The sequence below is a fragment of the Microbacterium sp. genome, assembly GCF_011620665.1.
GTDB lineage: Bacteria > Actinomycetota > Actinomycetes > Actinomycetales > Microbacteriaceae > Microbacterium.
Genome location: NZ_WOYQ01000078.1, coordinates 17,204 through 31,680, shown reverse-complemented (window position 1 = coordinate 31,680; position 14,477 = coordinate 17,204). Strand labels below are relative to the sequence as shown.

General features: G+C 66.6%; 12 protein-coding genes. 6 read left to right on the top strand and 6 right to left on the bottom strand.

Annotated elements, in window-relative coordinates:
* Positions 1 to 184 precede the first annotated feature (184 nt).
* Complete coding sequence (locus tag QZV81_RS10085; protein ID WP_292836599.1) at positions 185 to 586, top strand: RDD family protein; 402 nt, start codon at positions 185 to 187, stop codon at positions 584 to 586.
* A 10-nt stretch (positions 587 to 596) separates the two neighbouring features.
* Here QZV81_RS10085 and QZV81_RS10080 read toward each other — a convergent pair whose 3' ends face one another.
* Positions 597 to 1,307: a DUF4191 domain-containing protein gene (locus QZV81_RS10080; protein ID WP_292836596.1), complete on the bottom strand. Its 711-nt coding sequence runs from the start codon at positions 1,305 to 1,307 to the stop codon at positions 597 to 599.
* Between the two features lie 119 nt (positions 1,308 to 1,426).
* Between QZV81_RS10080 and QZV81_RS10075 the strand changes: the two genes are divergently transcribed.
* Positions 1,427 to 2,728 (top strand): hypothetical protein, encoded by a 1,302-nt coding sequence (locus QZV81_RS10075; RefSeq protein WP_292836594.1) that lies wholly within the window; start codon positions 1,427 to 1,429, stop codon positions 2,726 to 2,728.
* Between the two features lies 1 nt (position 2,729).
* Here QZV81_RS10075 and sucB read toward each other — a convergent pair whose 3' ends face one another.
* From sucB to QZV81_RS10060, 3 genes are all read right to left on the bottom strand, one after another.
* Positions 2,730 to 4,577 carry a 2-oxoglutarate dehydrogenase, E2 component, dihydrolipoamide succinyltransferase gene (sucB, locus tag QZV81_RS10070; RefSeq protein WP_292836591.1) on the bottom strand — a complete coding sequence of 616 codons (1,848 nt, stop codon included), beginning with the start codon at positions 4,575 to 4,577 and terminating at the stop codon, positions 2,730 to 2,732.
* Positions 4,578 to 4,640: 63 nt separating this feature from the next.
* Positions 4,641 to 6,011, bottom strand: a complete 1,371-nt coding sequence (gene lpdA / locus QZV81_RS10065; RefSeq protein WP_292836589.1) for a dihydrolipoyl dehydrogenase — start codon at positions 6,009 to 6,011, stop codon at positions 4,641 to 4,643.
* Positions 6,008 to 7,522, bottom strand: coding sequence for a leucyl aminopeptidase (locus tag QZV81_RS10060; RefSeq protein ID WP_292836587.1), 1,515 nt, complete (start codon positions 7,520 to 7,522; stop codon positions 6,008 to 6,010). Before QZV81_RS10060 ends, lpdA begins: the two co-directional genes overlap by 4 nt.
* 112 nt (positions 7,523 to 7,634) lie before the next feature.
* On the opposite strand from QZV81_RS10060, the gene QZV81_RS10055 reads away from it, so the two are divergent.
* The 3 genes from QZV81_RS10055 (at position 7,635) to QZV81_RS10045 (ending at position 10,857) form a co-directional block, all read left to right on the top strand.
* The gene (locus QZV81_RS10055) at positions 7,635 to 8,558 is read left to right on the top strand and encodes a PAC2 family protein (RefSeq protein ID WP_292836585.1); all 924 of its coding nucleotides are present in this window, start codon (positions 7,635 to 7,637) and stop codon (positions 8,556 to 8,558) included.
* Between the two features lie 212 nt (positions 8,559 to 8,770).
* Positions 8,771 to 10,159: an RNA polymerase sigma factor gene (locus tag QZV81_RS10050; RefSeq protein WP_292836582.1), complete on the top strand. Its 1,389-nt coding sequence runs from the start codon at positions 8,771 to 8,773 to the stop codon at positions 10,157 to 10,159.
* Positions 10,156 to 10,857, top strand: a complete 702-nt coding sequence (locus QZV81_RS10045; protein WP_292836580.1) for a coenzyme F420-0:L-glutamate ligase — start codon at positions 10,156 to 10,158, stop codon at positions 10,855 to 10,857. Before QZV81_RS10050 ends, QZV81_RS10045 begins: the two co-directional genes overlap by 4 nt.
* Positions 10,858 to 10,881: 24 nt before the next feature.
* Here QZV81_RS10045 and QZV81_RS10040 read toward each other — a convergent pair whose 3' ends face one another.
* Both QZV81_RS10040 and QZV81_RS10035 read right to left on the bottom strand, forming a co-directional pair.
* The gene (locus tag QZV81_RS10040) at positions 10,882 to 11,907 is read right to left on the bottom strand and encodes a sugar-transfer associated ATP-grasp domain-containing protein (protein ID WP_292836578.1); all 1,026 of its coding nucleotides are present in this window, start codon (positions 11,905 to 11,907) and stop codon (positions 10,882 to 10,884) included.
* A 51-nt stretch (positions 11,908 to 11,958) separates the two neighbouring features.
* On the bottom strand, positions 11,959 to 12,180 hold the full coding sequence (locus QZV81_RS10035) for a hypothetical protein (RefSeq protein WP_292836576.1): 222 nt from the start codon (positions 12,178 to 12,180) through the stop codon (positions 11,959 to 11,961).
* 201 nt (positions 12,181 to 12,381) lie between these two features.
* Between QZV81_RS10035 and QZV81_RS10030 the strand changes: the two genes are divergently transcribed.
* Positions 12,382 to 14,472, top strand: coding sequence for a DNA topoisomerase IV subunit B (locus QZV81_RS10030; protein ID WP_292836603.1), 2,091 nt, complete (start codon positions 12,382 to 12,384; stop codon positions 14,470 to 14,472).
* Positions 14,473 to 14,477 lie beyond the last annotated feature (5 nt).

Here is a 14,477-nt window from a genome sequence, read left to right as displayed (position 1 = left end):
CTTGACGTCCTCGTCCTTGATGAACGTGAGCACCTCGGATGAATCTTTGAACATGGAGTCTCCAAGATCGGCTGTGGAACACGCCTGACGGGATCAGGCCCGCCTCGAACGTAGCCGGGGACGGTTGCCCGGCAGTATCCCCCGTGTTTCAGGCATGTTACGAGGCCGCCGGTAGACTGAGGACGTGACGACGGATCTCAGCGCGAACACGTATCCGGGTCAAAGACTGGGGCTGCCGGAGTCCGGACCCGGAAGCGTTGCGCGCCTGGGGCGCCGCGTCGCCGCTCTCGCGATCGATTGGGCGTGCGCCGTCCTGATCTCGATTGCGTTCTTCACCTATGACTCGCTCGCCACACTGACGATTTTCGCCGTCGTCCAGGTTCTGCTGCTTCCGACCCTTGGCGGGAGCCCGGGGCACGCGATCGTCGGGCTGCGCCTGGAACGGGCCGGTGGGGGATGGGTCGGACTGTGGCGTCCGATCGTACGGACTCTGCTTCTCACGCTCGTGATCCCCGCCGCGATCTGGGACGTCGACCAGCGGGGGCTTCACGACAAGGCTGTGGGAACGGTGCTTCTCCGCCGTTGAGGGCCTGGGGTCAGCGCGGACGCGGCGCGCGGGCCTTGGTCGGGTCGACGCCCTTCGGGATCGGGAGGGACGTCACCGACTGTGACACCGAGTCGACGCGCTTGATCACGGCGGCCATCGTCGCACGGTCAACGGACTTCGGGAGCGATCTGATGGTGGACGAAAGCTTGGCTATCTCGACCTCGCCCTCCCCATGACCGAGGTGAATCACCGTGATGGGTACGCCGGAGGCCACGCGCTGGACCTTCATCTTCTCGTCATTGACGAGCCGCGTGAGGCGTCCGCGAGCGCCTTCGGCGACGATGACGACGCCTCCGCGGCCGATGACGCGGTAGACGGCATCCTGCGTCTTGGGGTTGACGCCGACGGGCATGTCGGAGCCGACCCACTTGCGTCCGAGCGAGGTTGAGAGCACGTGACCGGCACCGCCGGGTACGCCGTCGAGCTTGCGGTACATGGCGCGCGTCGACAGCCGGGTCATGAGGATCATCGCGCCGAGAAGACCGAACATGAGGCCGGTCACGGCCCAGAGGAGGATGCTCCAGAGGGCGGCCGGCGGCACGAGAAAGCCGACGAGCACGCCCACCCCGATGCCGAGGAGAGTGACGACGACGAGCGCCCACGACAACCAGCCGAACTCGGCTCTGGTGAACGTGAAGAGCGAGCGGAGTTGCGAAAAGAAGCCGGGTCGCTTCTCTGACGCGGCACTGCGGGATGACATGAAGACCAGCCTACCGCGGGGTCACGACGAGCTCTTCACATTCGGCGTCGCTGCCGCGCTGTCCACAGAAGGGCCTCGCAGGGCGCCCACGCGGCGCGGCGACGCGCACACTCGGAGCCATGAGCACGACGTCCGACTGCACCCTGACCTTTCGGGGATCTCCTGTGGCTCTGCGTCGACTGCGCAGCGATGAGTCACCGTATGCGGGGGTGCTGTGCGCAGGAGAGCCGGTGTCGGTGTGCGTCGAGGACGACGACTTGCCCGACGTCATCTGGCGCGTCAAGCCCCACGGGCATCTTCTGGCCCCGCTCGACGCCGTGCGAACATCGGGCGGCACCGCGGCGCTCCTTCCCGCGTGCCGCGGACGTCTGCGCGGCGAGGATGCGACCACGCCTGGCCGGGCGGTCACCATCGCGGTCAGTATCGTCCGCGGCGCGGGCGAGGCTGCACTGCTCGACGAGGACGCGGGCAGCTGGTGGGTGGATGCCGATGGACGGCCGGTCCTCGCCCTCGGCTCCGGCGGATCGTGGCGCGAGGAAGCTGCCGGCATCCTCTCGGAGATCGCGGCGACCGCGCCGGGAGCGCTGAGTCAGGTGCTTCCACAGATCGCGCTCGGCATCCTAGACACCATCACAGCGCGGCGGTCCTCGGATGCGTGGGAGGATGCGCTGTTCGCCGCGGCCGAGCCGCAGCCCCTGAGCGCGCCCGAGTCGCCTGGTGCATCGGCGGCGGCATCAGTCGCTGCGCCAATGCGCGCGCTCGCGCTGCGGCGGGACGCGACGGCGCCTGATGCTGGTGCCGACACGCTGATCGAGCGCCTCATCGATGCCGACCTCGTGCGCCGCACCATCGACGCCGTCGCAGGCGTCCGGACCGGAGCGGTGGCGCTGCTGCATCGGCTTCGACCGCTGCGGAAGCCGGCGGAGAGCCGAGAACGCCGCCATCGGGGTCCGTTGCTGGCAGCCGCAGCGGTCGTGAGCGTCGTGGTGATGTTCGGGATCCTCTGGCCGGGCGAAGCCGGACCACCATCCGCTGCTGCTTCCCCTGCGCCGAGCACGAGTGCAGCGCCCGACAGCGGGTCGCCCTCCGCACCCCCCGTCGACGCGCCGAAACCGGCGCCCGTGGGTGAGGCCTCGGCACTGGAACGTGGCGCCCGTGCGGCGCTGGAGCTGCTGTCTCAGTGCGTTGCCGGTGAGGCCGATGCCTGCATCGCGGTTCGAGAGGATCCCAGTCTGCCCCTGCCCGAGGGACTCGTGGGGTCGGATCAGCCGATCTCAGGCATCGACGTGATCGACGAGTACGGGGGAGTGGCGGTCATTCGCGCTACCGCGACCGGATACGCCTCCCAAGCCGTGGTGCTCGTCCAGGTGGACGAACGGTGGCTGGTCCGCGACGTGTACGACCTCGCGGACCAGCCGTGACTCAGATGCCCAGCTGGGGATGGAAGTCGGCCATCTCGAGCCGAGCCTTCACCGCGCTGAGGAAGCGGGCGGCATCCGCTCCGTCGACGATGCGGTGATCGTAGGAGAGCGCCAGGTAGACATACGACCGGATGGCGATCGCGTCCACGCCATCGACACTCACCACGCCGGGCTCCTTCACGACAGCGCCGGTGCCCAGGATCGCCGACTGCGGAAGGAACACGACCGGCGTGTCGAACAGCGCGCCGCGCGAGCCCGTGTTCGTCACCGTGAACGTACCGCCTGCGAGCTCGTCGGGCTTCAGCTTGTTCTCGCGGGTTCGGGCGGCGAGGTCTGCGATCTCCTGCGAGATCTCGGCGAGCGACTTGGCACCGGCGTCGCGGAGAACCGGGGTCAGCAGGCCGCGCTCGGTGTCGACGGCGATCGAGAGATTCTCGGTAGCGGGGTAGACGATGTCCGTGCCATCGACCGTGGCGTTGACGACGGGGTACGTCCGAAGCGCCTCGGCGGCCGCCAAAACGAAGAACGGCAGGAACGACAGCTTGCCGCCGGTCTTGGCGACGAAGTCTGCCTGCACGCTCGTGCGGAAAGATGCGACCTTGGTGACATCGACCTTGACGACGGTCGTCAGTTGCGCGGTCTGCTGCATCGATGCGACTGCGCGCTCGGCGAGAACCTTGCGAAGACGAGACATCGGCTGGGTCGTTCCGCGCAAAGGTGAAACCTCCGCCGAGGCGGGTGCGCTGGGCGCTTGGACGACCTGTGCGACTGCAGCCGGAGCTGTCGTGGCGGCTGTGGCTGCAGCCGCGGCGGCCAGGACATCTTCCTTCCGCACGCGTCCTCCGACGCCCGTGCCGGTCACACTGGCAAGATCGACGCCCTGCTGCTGCGCCAAGCGGCGTACGAGCGGTGTGACGTAAGTCACCGTGTCCGCATCGGCGGAGGGGGTCGAAACGGAAGGAGCGGGAGCAGCAGGGGCGGAAGCGGGGGGAGCAGGCTCCCGGACAGCGGGGGCCGAAAGAGGAGCCTCAGCCGGAGCGGGGGCGGAAGGCGCGGGGGTCTCCACGGGCGCGGGGGCCGGGGCGGACGGCGCGGCGGTCTCCACGGGGGCCGGTGCGGGAGCAACAGAGGGGGCAGCCTGAACCGGAGCAGGCGCGGCGGCAGCGGGCGCGCCGGATCCGATTCGCGCCAGGATGGTGCCGATGGCGACGGTCTCATCCTCGGATACCGTGATCTCGAGCAGCGTGCCGGCGACCGGTGACGGGATTTCGGTATCCACCTTGTCGGTGGAGATCTCGAGGAGGGGCTCATCGACGGCGACATCGTCGCCGACCTGCTTGAGCCAGCGGGTCACAGTGCCCTCGGTCACGCTCTCGCCGAGCTCCGGCAGGACGACATCCTTCGCGTCGTCTCCTGCGCCCCGAGCGGCCCGTGGAGCCGTAGTGACATCGGGAGTGGCGGGAGCAGGAGTGGCGGGAGCAGGAGTGGCGGCGGGAGCAGGAGTGGCAGCGGGAGCAGGAGTGGCGGCGGGAGCAGGAGTGGCAGGAGCGGTGGGGATAGCGGGCGCGGGGGAAGCCTCCTCAGCGGGGACGGGTGCGGAGGGTTCGCCTCCGCCGTCGCCGATCCTCGCCAGAACGGCGCCGACCTCAACGGTCTCGTCCTCCTGGACAAGGATCGCTTCGATCACACCGCTCACGGGGGAGGGGATCTCGGTGTCCACCTTGTCAGTCGAGATCTCGAGCAGGCCTTCATCTGCCTGGATCGAGTCGCCGACCTTCTTGAGCCAGCGGGTGACCGTTCCCTCGGTGACACTCTCACCGAGCGCGGGGAGGACCACGGATGTGCTCATGACTGTGTCTCCTTCAGAAGGTCGATGTCGTGTCTAGCTTAGTGAACCCGCGCGGAGGGGGTATCAGAGCGCGTGCAGCGGCTTGCCCGCAAGCGCAAGGAACGCCTCGCCGAGCGCTTCGCTCTGCGTCGGGTGAGCATGGATCAGGGGTGCGATGTCCTCGGGGTGCGCTTCCCACGCGACGGCAAGCTGACCTTCGGTGATGAGCTCGCCGACGCGTTCGCCGATGAGATGGACTCCGACCACGGGGCCGTCGGCCACTCGGATGACCTTGACGATGCCCGCCGTGCCGATGATCTCGCTCTTGGCGTTGCCCGCGAGGTTGAATTCATAGGCCACCACCCGGTCGCCGTGCTGGGTCCGAGCCTGCGCTTCCGTCAACCCGACGGAAGCGACCTCGGGACGGCTGTATGTCACGCGGGGGATCGCGTGCTCGGGTACGGCCACGGGTGTGAGCCCGGCGATCTGCTCCGCGACAAAGATCCCCTGCTGAAACCCGCGATGCGCCAGTTGCAGTCCGGGGACGATGTCTCCGACCGCCCACACATGCGGGACACTCGTTCGCAGATGCTCGTCGACGGTCACGAAACCACGGTCCAGCGTCACCCCCGCTGCTTCCAATCCGAGGTCGGCCGTGGCCGGTCCTCGCCCGACCGCCACCAGGAGGTAATCGGCGGTCAAGGTTGAGCCATCCGCCAGTGTCACGGCCACCTCGTCCTCGCCGGCCGTCAAGGAAGCGAACCGTGTTCCGAGGCGCGAGGTGATCCCGCGTTTCCGGTAGGCCCGCTCGAGTGCCCTGCTGAGGGCCACGTCTTCATTGGGAACCAGATGGTCCAGCGCCTCGATGATCGTGACCTCGGCACCGAACGAGCGCCACACACTCGCGAATTCCACGCCGATCACCCCGCCGCCGAGGATGATGACGCGACTCGGCACTTCACTGAGGTCGAGGGCCTCCTCGCTGCGGAGGACGCGCTTCCCAGGCTCGATGCCCGGCAGCATCCGGCTGTACGATCCGGTCGCCAGCACAGTGTCCGTGCCGCGATAGACCTCGTCTCCGACGACGACGGCAGGACCAGGAACGAGTGTGCCAGCGCCGTTCACGACGGTGACGCCCCGTGCCGAGAGGAGCCCCTCGAGGCCCTTGAACTTCTTCGCCACGATGTTCTCGCGGTAGGCCGTCACGCCCGCGACGTCGATACCGTCCAGGGTTGCGGAAACGCCGACGGATGCCGACTCCCGCACGTGGTCTGCGACTTCGGCGGAATGCAGCAATGCCTTGGTCGGGATGCAGCCCCGGTGCAGACAGGTTCCACCGACCTTGTCCTTCTCGACGAGGATGACGGATCGACCGAGCTCGGCGGCGCGCAACGCGGCCGCATATCCGCCGGAACCGCCCCCCAGCACGACGACATCTGCCATGTGCTCCGTCATGCTGCGACCTCCTGGTGGTCATCGATGTGAGTGAGGAAATCGATCAGGCTGCGCACCGCGGTCGCTGTCGGGCCCTTGTCGGTTGCACCGAAGGCGGTCTTGGTCGAGCCGGACCCGGCGATATCAAGGTGCACCCAGGGGATGCGCGGCGCATCGGCCTCCTCCGACGCGCGGCCGACGAATCGCTGCAGGAAGAGCCCCGCAAAGAGCGCTCCACCGGCGGAGTCGCCGATCTTGGCGTTCTGCAGGTCGGCGATGGGGGAGTCCAGCTCGTCCTCCATGTGCGCGGGCAGCGGCAGATGCCAGGCGGGCTCAGCGGCACGCGCGGCGGCGGCGAGATACGCGCCAACGGTGGCATCCTGACCCATCACCCCGGTGTGGCGAGTGCCCAGTGCGACGCTGATCGCTCCCGTGAGGGTGGCGATGTCGATGATCACGTGCGGGTGTTCGCGGCTTGCGGCGACGAGCCCGTCGGCCAGGACGAGGCGGCCTTCGGCGTCGGTGTTCAAGACTTCGACCGTCGTGCCGTCCAGCATCCGCAGCACATCTCCGGGACGCGTGGCGCGCCCAGACGGCATGTTGTCAGCGATGCACATCCACCCGGATACGTGGACGGGGATGGCCGTCGCCGCGGCGGCCCGAACGACCGCGAGAACGGTGGCGGCGCCTGCCATGTCGTACTTCATCCCCACCATGCCGGCCGGAGGTTTCAAGGAAAGTCCGCCCGTGTCGAACGTGATGCCCTTGCCGACGAGAGCGACATGGTGCTTGGCGCCTGCGGGCGAATAGTCCAGACGGATGAGGCGCGGTGGGCGATCCGAGCCCTGTCCGACACCCAGGATGCCGCCGAAACCCTCCGCGCGCAGGCGCACTTCGTCGTACACCTCGACCTCGACGGGCAGCCCGTGGAGGGACTCGACGGCGCGATCGGCGAATTCCTGAGGACCCAGCCACTCGGCCGGGACATGCACGAGATCCTTCACGAGAGCGGCAGCAGCACCGAGCGCACGCACCTCCGATTGCTCGGCATCGCTCACCTCGGCCGTCGTGTGCACGACGACGCGTGACGCGCGTTCGGGGCCGGTCGTGCTCTTGTAGCCGGCGAACCGGTATCCGCCCAGGAGCGCTCCTTCTGCCGCCGCACGCCACAACTCGGCGGGTGCTGCAGGAGCTCCGACCGCGAGGTTGGCGAACCCCGTCGTCGTCCGCACGGCGGTGCCGACCGCGTCGCGGAGGGACGCGGCATCCACGTCAGCGCCCGTCCCGACGATGAACACCGGCAGTGGGGTCGACCGCGGCACGTGCACACGCAGGACGGATCCGGTTGCCCCGGTGAAGCCCAGCGCGTCGAGAGTGTCGGCCAGGCCGGGCCACTGCGCGAGCGCTGAGTCGTCACCCGTCAGGGACGACAGCGGCGGAAGCGCCAATACGATCGCATCGACGTCGAGCGGCGACCCGGAAGTCGAAGGGGCTAGGGAAACGGTGGAGACCGTCAGCTCCGGAATCGGCATATCCCCATCCTAGGTTTGCGCACTGCCCCCGGTGGGATCCCGTCGGCACCATGTTCGCTGTCAGCGGGACGTACGCGACGCCGACCCCCGGAGGGACTCGTACAGTGGAACCATGCCACTGTCCGGTCCTCTGTATGAGCGGGTCGCGTCCGCACCGCCTGTGCCTTCGGGCCTTCCCCTCGTGGTCGCATTGACCGGCTTCACGGATGCAGGTGGTGCGGTTCGGCGGATGGTCGAGATGTTTCGCGACGACCTCAACCCGGCGCCGATCGTATCCTTCTCCGCAGACATCCTGCTCGACTACCGAGCGCGCCGTCCGACCATCACGTTCGACGAAGATCACCTCGTCGACTACCGGCCCCCGCGGCTGGAATTGTCTCTGGCGCATGACGCCGCCGGCAATCCGTTCGTCCTCCTCTGCGGATTCGAGCCCGATTTCGCATGGGACGCCTTCACCGAGAGCGTCGTCGGACTGGCCGAAGGGATGCAGGTGGCGCACGTGACGTGGGTCCACGCGATCCCGATGCCCGTCCCGCATACCCGACCGCTGGGCACGACTGTCAGCGGGACGCGCACAGATCTGGCGCACGCACATTCGGTGTGGAAGCCGCACACACAAGTGCCGGCGACTGTTGCGCACCTCCTCGAGCATCGCTTCGCGACCGCGGGTGCCGCCGTCTCTGGCTTTGTCCTGCTCGTTCCGCACTATCTTGCCGAAACGGACTATCCGGCAGCTGCGCTCGCGGGCCTCGACAGTCTCTCCGTGGCGACGGGCCTGGTGTTCGATGCCGACTCCGTTCGCGAAGAGAACCGCGAGTACCTTGCGAAGGTCGACCAGCAGGTGTCGGGCAGTGACGAATTGACCTCGATGCTGCGCACCCTCGAGGATAGGTACGACTCTTACATGGCCGGATCGAACCTCGGCCAGCCCATCATCCACGCCGGCGACCTGCCGAGCGCCGATGAGCTTGCCGCCGAACTCGAGAGGTTCCTCGCCGACCGGCGCAGTGATGACGACAAGCGTGGGCGTCGCTGACGGAATGTGCGCGAGGCCTGTCGGGTTGCAGGTCGGGAGCGGCCCGGCGCGTCGGCCGATAGGCGTCGTCCCGGAGATGATGTATGCGATAATGGAGACTTGACCCGTTGTCACCACTGGTGTCGTTTTCGCATGAGAAACGGCCCGAGGACTTGACAAGGGTCTTACTAGTGTCCGAATGCCCGGCGATCCCCGTCGGTGAAAGGTGAGACGTGACCTCGAGCACGAAGACCCCCCGCACCCGAACGGGCGACGACACCGATGCAGTGGATACTCCGGTGAAGCCCGCCGCGAAAGCAGATGCGGTGAAGGTGCCTGCGAAGGCCGCAGCGGCCAAATCCCGCACGGCGAAAGCCCCCACCGCGGCAGCCGGCGCCAAAGCATCTCCGGTCAAGGGCCGAGTCAAGGCCGCGCCCCTCGACGCTGATCTCGACGAAGAGGTCGACGACGACCTGGAACTCGCCGAGGATGATCTCGAAGACGCTGACAGCGAGACTGCCGTCGACGAAGCCGCACCGGCGGCAACCGACGCGAAGAAGTCACCCGCCGCTGCCGAGGACGACGACGACGAGGACGATGAGGAGTCGACCAAGCCGGCTTTCAGCGAGCCGTTGCCGACCGGTGCGATCGTGATCACATCCAGCGACGAAGATGACGTGCCCGTCTACTCGACGATGATCACGGGCGCGACCGCGGACCCGGTGAAGGACTACCTGAAGCAGATCGGCAAGGTGCCGTTGCTGAACGCGGCCGAGGAAGTCGAGCTGGCGATGCGCATCGAGGCAGGGCTGTTCGCCGAAGAGAAGCTGTCGCACATGTCGGCTGCCGAGAAGTCCAATCAGCTGGGACTCGACCTGCAGTGGGTGGCACGCGACGGTCAGCGAGCGAAGAGCCACCTTCTCGGAGCCAACCTCCGTCTCGTCGTCTCTCTCGCCAAACGGTACACCGGACGCGGGATGCAGTTCCTGGACCTGATCCAGGAAGGAAACCTGGGGCTGATCCGTGCGGTGGAGAAGTTCGACTACACCAAGGGCTTCAAGTTCTCGACGTACGCGACCTGGTGGATCCGTCAGGCGATCACGCGTGCCATGGCCGACCAGGCACGCACCATCCGCATCCCGGTGCACATGGTCGAGGTGATCAACAAGCTCGCCCGCGTCCAGCGTCAGATGCTGCAGGATCTCGGTCGCGAGCCCACGCCCGAAGAGCTCAGCCGCGAGCTGGACATGACTCCGGAGAAGGTCATCGAGGTCCAGAAGTACGGCCGCGAGCCCATCTCATTGCACACGCCGCTCGGTGAGGACGGCGACAGCGAGTTCGGCGACCTCATCGAGGACACCGAGGCGGTCGTCCCGGCCGACGCGGTGGGCTTCACGATGTTGCAACGACAGCTTGAGGCATTGCTCGACTCCCTTTCCGAGCGCGAGGCCGGCGTGATCCGTATGCGCTTCGGTCTCGGTGACGGGCAGCCCAAGACGCTCGACCAGATCGGCGACACGTTCGGCGTCACGCGCGAGCGCATCCGTCAAATCGAGTCGAAGACGATGGCCAAGCTCCGTCATCCTTCCCGCTCCCAGTCGTTGCGGGACTATCTCGAATGAGCGCGGACGTCCCCAACGACGGTAAGGCTCTGACGGTCACGGTCGACGGGACGCCGTTCGCGCGCATCCCGATCCGCACGCGTGTCGTCATGCCCGGCGATGATCTCGATGCTTTCATCATCGAGTACGCTGGCGGCACGGTCCGCACCGGCGACATCCTCTTCGTGACGGAGAAGATCGTCGCAATCACGCAGGGACGTTCGTTCACGCTCGACGAGATCGAGCCGCGTCGTCTGGCGAGGTTCCTCTCCAGGTATGTCACGCGCACATCCTACGGAATCGGCCTCGGCATGCCCGAGACGATGGAGATGGCGCTGCGTGAATGCGGAACACCGCGCATTCTTTTCGCGGCAGGCGTCAGTGCCGTCACGAAGCTCTTCGGCCGACGCGGCGACTTCTATCGCATCGCCGGCGATAAGGCCCGCGCGATCGATGGTCCCACCAGCGGCACGATCCCGCCCTATAACCAGGCCGTGGTGCTGGGCCCGCGCGAACCCGATGCGGTCGCCGCCCACGTGAAGTCACTGCTCGGCGGCGTCGCCGAGGTTGCGGTCGTCGACATCAACGACATCGGCGGCAACATCCTGGGTTCGACGCTGGACCGGCTGGGGGAGCAACGCCTTGTGCGCATCCTCGGCGACAATCCACTCGGCCAGGGTCACCAGTCCACGCCACTCGGCATCATCCGCACGGACTGATCCGCACGCGTTCACCTGCCCGCGTCAGAACCCCATCGCCGCTCGATAGCGGGGGAGGTGACCATGCCGGATGCCGGTCGCGGAAGGCTTGTTCTCGAACACGCCCGCACCCCAGTTGCCCTCGACGAGGACCGGCCCGGTCGCGGTGGCGACGATGTCCCAGCCGACGTACCGCACCTGTGGAACGACGAGCGCAACCTCCGCGATGAGGGCCCGCATTTCGTCCATCATCGGCAACCGGAAGTCGGCGATCCGAGCCCCGGTGTCAGGGTGCGTCTCGAACAGCTCTCCGTGTATGTCGTATCCCATGCCCATCGCTCGCCCGTCTTCGTGGAGCGCGGTGTAGAACCCGCCGAACGCGCCTTGGTCGCTCACCTGGCCGCGACCGAACTTCTGCGCCATGTTGATGATCTCCACGGTGCCGTCGTCTTTCACGAACGTGGTGACGCGAGTCGTGTTCGCTGTGCCCGGAGCGATCGCTTCCAGCGCAGGGTGCTGCGTGATCCGCTCCTCGACAAGCACCTCGCCCTTGGCGAGCAGCTCGGCGTACAGCGCCTCCCAGTCGGTGACGGCGGAGGTGTCGTATCGGCTGACGCCGAAACCGGACTTGCTCACCGGCACCTTCCCGATGACCACAGGATGGCGATCCGCGAACGCATGGAGCGCCTCGGCATCCGCGGTTTCCAAGTCCAGCCACTCTCGCCCGAGAAATCGATCGAAGACTCGGTTGAACTCGATCTTGTGGTGAAAGACGTGGACGAACTCGGGGTCATCGAACTTTTTCGAGAGTTCCAGAGCGAGTGGGCTCGTCACCCACGTCGCACGTTCTTCGCGACTCAGAATCGCGAAGTCGAACTCGAGGTAGTCGTTGAACCCCACACGCTTCACCCCCGCGGACCACAGCATGTCGATGAGCACGGCAGGGAACCTCTTGCCGTGAATTCGTGCTGTCTTGCGGGCGCGCTCCGTCACTGATCGTGCATCGAAACCGCGTGCGCGCTGCGCGAGCACGCGCAGGCGCTCGATAGGCGCAAGGGCGCTCGAAACCATGGGCGTCCTCCCGGACTGACGAGACTATGCCGCCAGTCTACGAGGGCGCGGTCAGCGGGCTTCGACGAGGCGAGCGGTCTCGTCGTGCCAGCTTGTTGCGATAGCGCGCAATTTCTCTTCGTACTTCCGACCGTGGTGGGCGCAGAACAAGAGTTCGCTGCCGTTGACGTCCGCGGCGATGTACGCCTGGGCGCCGCACGAATCACATCGGTCCTCCGCGGTGAGCCGGTAGTCGAGGACGGCAGAGGGCTCAGCGGTGTCAGTCATGCTCATTTCGGGGCCTCCTCGATCGGGGGAATGATGCATCCCATTCGGTGCGGATGCCTCACATACAACCACGCGAATCAGTGAATCATGCCGAGATCCGGTCAGATTTCGCTGTCCGCGTACGTGGACTTTTCACCGAGGCAGCCGGTCAGCAGCGCGCTGCGTGTGTCCTGCGGCTGGCGGCCGCAGGGCTGGATACGCTTGAGGATTGTGACCGCTGAGTATTCCGCCCATCACCTCCAGGTGCTCGAGGGGCTGGAAGCCGTCCGCAAGCGTCCCGGCATGTACATCGGGTCCACGGACTCGCGGGGGCTCATGCACTGCGCGTGGGAGATCATCGACAATTCCGTCGATGAAGCCCTCGGCGGTTTCGGCACGCGAATCGACATCCGTCTGCACCCCGACGGGAGCGTCGAAGTACGGGACCGTGCTCGCGGCATCCCCGTGGATGTCGAGCCGCGCACCGGGCTGACGGGCGTCGAGGTCGTCTTCACCAAGCTTCACGCGGGCGGTAAGTTCGGCGGTGGTTCCTACGCGGCATCCGGCGGCCTGCATGGCGTGGGCGCATCCGTGGTCAATGCTCTCTCCGAACGCCTCGATGTCGAGGTCGACCGGAACTCGAAGACCTACGCGATGTCGTTCCACCGCGGCGAGCCCGGCCAGTTCGCGGGCCCTTCCCCGGACTCCCCCTTCACGCCCTTTGATCGTTCGTCCGACCTTCGCGTCATCGGGACAGTCGCCAAGGGCGTCACCGGCACCCGGATTCGCTACTGGGCCGACCCGCAGATCTTCACGAAGGATGCCGTGTTCCACCTCGACGAACTCGAGCAGCGCGCGCGCCAGACCGCGTTTCTGGTTCCAGGTCTCGAGATCGTGATCGACGACGAGCGTCCGCGGGCGCTCTCGGGAACCGACCCGACCTCGACGAGCTACCGCTTCGACGGCGGAATCTCGGAGTTCGCGGACTTCCTTGCACCGGATTCGCCCATCACGGACACCTGGCGGTTGACGGGAGAAGGCACGTTCACGGAGACCGTCCCTGTGCTTCAGTCTTCCGGCGCCATGGTTCCGAGCCTCGTCGAGCGCACGTGTCAGGTCGATCTCGCCCTGCGCTGGGGGACCGGATACGAATCGGTCGGGCGGTCCTTCGTGAACATCATCTCCACCCCCAAGGGCGGCACTCATCAGGCCGGCTTCGAGCAGGGCCTGATGAAGGTCGTGCGCGATCAGGTTCAGCAGAACGCGCGGCGGCTGAAGGTCGGCGCGGGCGAGAAGATCGAGAAGGATGACATCCTCGCCGGCCTCACCTCGGTGCTCACGGTGCGCCTGCCGGAACCCCAGTTCGAAGGGCAGACGAAGGAGATTCTCGGTACTCCCGCCGTCCGCAACATCGTTGCGAACATCGTCGCGAGCGAGATGGCCGCGAGGTTCGCCTCGGCCAAGCGCGAGGACAAGGCCCAAACCTCGCTGCTCCTGGAGAAGGTCGTCTCAGAAATGAAGGCACGCATCTCCGCGCGCACCCACAAGGAGACGCAGCGACGCAAGAACGCCCTGGAGAGTTCTTCACTTCCCGTCAAACTCGCCGACTGCCGCACGAACGACATCGCTCAGTCCGAGTTGTTCATCGTGGAAGGGGATTCGGCTCTCGGAACGGCCAAGAACGCAAGAAACAGTGAGTATCAGGCGCTCCTGCCGATTCGAGGAAAGATCCTCAACGTGCAGAAGGCCTCGGTGAGCGACATGCTGTCCAATGCCGAGTGCGCCGCAATCATCCAGGTGATCGGAGCCGGGTCAGGTCGCTCGTTCGAGCTCGGGTCCGCGCGCTACGGAAAGATCATCCTGATGAGCGACGCCGATGTGGACGGCGCGCACATCCGCACTCTCCTGCTCACTCTTTTCTTCAGATATATGCGTCCGCTCATCGAGGACGGACGCGTCTACGCCGCGGTCCCACCCTTGCATCGCGTCATCGTGGTCAACCCCGGTTCCAAGCCCAACGAGATGATCTACACCTACTCGGAAAAGGAGCTGCACACCCTGTTGGAGAGGCTCGAGAAGACGGGCAAGCGCTGGCAGGAGCCGGTACAGCGCTACAAGGGCCTGGGCGAGATGGACGCAGACCAGCTCGCAACGACCACGATGGACCGCGCGGGCCGTACGCTCCGCCGCGTGAGAGTTCAGGATGCCGAAGCCGCGTCAAGGGTTTTCGAGCTTCTGATGGGCAGCGACGTCGCGCCGCGCCGCGATTTCATCATCGGCTCGAGCGATCGGTTGTCACGCGAGTCGATCGACGCCTGACCTGC

Excerpts from the sequence above, each read along its gene's own strand:
- QZV81_RS10080 (WP_292836596.1), bottom strand. The coding sequence starts at position 1,307 with ATGTCATCCCGCAGTGCCGCGTCAGAGAAGCGACCCGGCTTCTTTTCG.
- QZV81_RS10075 (WP_292836594.1), top strand. The coding sequence starts at position 1,427 with ATGAGCACGACGTCCGACTGCACCCTGACCTTTCGGGGATCTCCTGTG.
- sucB (WP_292836591.1), bottom strand. The coding sequence starts at position 4,577 with ATGAGCACATCCGTGGTCCTCCCCGCGCTCGGTGAGAGTGTCACCGAG.
- lpdA (WP_292836589.1), bottom strand. The coding sequence starts at position 6,011 with ATGACGGAGCACATGGCAGATGTCGTCGTGCTGGGGGGCGGTTCCGGC.
- QZV81_RS10060 (WP_292836587.1), bottom strand. The coding sequence starts at position 7,522 with ATGCCGATTCCGGAGCTGACGGTCTCCACCGTTTCCCTAGCCCCTTCG.
- QZV81_RS10055 (WP_292836585.1), top strand. The coding sequence starts at position 7,635 with ATGCCACTGTCCGGTCCTCTGTATGAGCGGGTCGCGTCCGCACCGCCT.
- QZV81_RS10045 (WP_292836580.1), top strand. The coding sequence starts at position 10,156 with ATGAGCGCGGACGTCCCCAACGACGGTAAGGCTCTGACGGTCACGGTC.
- QZV81_RS10040 (WP_292836578.1), bottom strand. The coding sequence starts at position 11,907 with ATGGTTTCGAGCGCCCTTGCGCCTATCGAGCGCCTGCGCGTGCTCGCG.
- QZV81_RS10035 (WP_292836576.1), bottom strand. The coding sequence starts at position 12,180 with ATGAGCATGACTGACACCGCTGAGCCCTCTGCCGTCCTCGACTACCGG.